The sequence below is a fragment of the Streptomyces sp. MUM 2J genome (genome assembly GCF_022414535.1).
Classification (GTDB): domain Bacteria; phylum Actinomycetota; class Actinomycetes; order Streptomycetales; family Streptomycetaceae; genus Streptomyces.
In genome coordinates, this window is sequence record NZ_JADWYM010000113.1 from 1 (window position 1) to 1,104 (window position 1,104).

1 pseudogene is annotated in these 1,104 nt (G+C 67.1%); it reads right to left on the reverse strand.

The annotated features are described in order from the left end of the window. Nucleotides 1-26 precede the first annotated feature (26 nt). Nucleotides 27-1,027 (reverse strand): annotated as a pseudogene (locus I3F54_RS31855) (IS5 family transposase). Between the last annotated feature and the right edge of the window lie 77 nt (nt 1,028-1,104).

A 1,104-nucleotide genomic window follows, 5' to 3' on the forward strand; every position in this document is an offset into this window, starting at 1 on the left:
CTAGGGAGCGTATGTGGTTGTGATCATCAGGTGGTCCGGGTGAGCTCTCTGAGCCAGATCATCGAGGCGCGGAGGTGCAGGCCGGCGAGGTAGCTCGCGGGTGTCTTGTCGTACCGCGTGGCGATGCCTCGCCAGGCCTTCAGCTTGTTGATCAGCCGCTCGACGGTGTTCCGCTCCTTGTAGAGGTCGGCATCGTGACTGACGGGCCGACCGCCTCTGGAGCCCTTCTTCTTCCGGTTGGCGGCCTGGTCCTTCTTCTCCGGGATGACCGCCTTGATACGGCGTTTGCGCAGGTGGGCGCGGTTGCCGCGGGACGAGTACGCCTTGTCCCCGGCGACTGCGCCGGGCCGGGTGCGCGGACGGCCGACGGGCATGCGCACCCGCACCTTCCCCAGTACGGGGATGAACTGCGGGCTGTCGGCGGCCTGGCCCGCGGTCAGGATGAACGCCAGCGGGCGGCACTTCCGGTCGCCGGCGACATGGATCTTGCTGGTCTGTCCGCCCCTGGAGCGTCCGAGGAGGGCGGCCTTCAGCCGGAGTTTTCGTCGGCGCCGGATGCGCCGTCGTTCTTCCCGCCCGGGATCGCCTTCGGCCTCCTGTCCGGTTTGTCCGTCGCAGTCGCCCCTTTTGACCTGGCCTTCTCGGTCTCGGCGGCAGCCTTCTCCAAAGCGGTGAGGACGTCTTCGTCCATGTGCATCCCGGCAGCGTCGTGGTGGGCCCGGACGGTGGTGGAGTCGATGCTGACCAGGGACAGGTCCACCTCGCCGCGCTTCGCGGCTTCCGTGACCAGGCCCTCCATGATGGCTTCGAAGACGCCGGAGTCACGCCACTGCCGGAAGCGGTTGTGGACGGTCGACCAGGCGCCGAACTCCGTCGGCATCTCCCGCCACTGCCCGCCTGTCTTGAACCTCCAGATCACGCCCTCGAACTGCTGCCGCAGCCGCTCGGGGTACGGGCCGTACTCGCCGATCGGCAGGTACGGCTCGATCAACTCCCACTCCACATCCGTCAGTTGCGCTCGCGTCACCCAAAGAGGTCTACCGGTCCAAACCCTGCCGCGCAGGCAGATCTCGCAGATTGATCACGACGCAATACGCTCCCTAG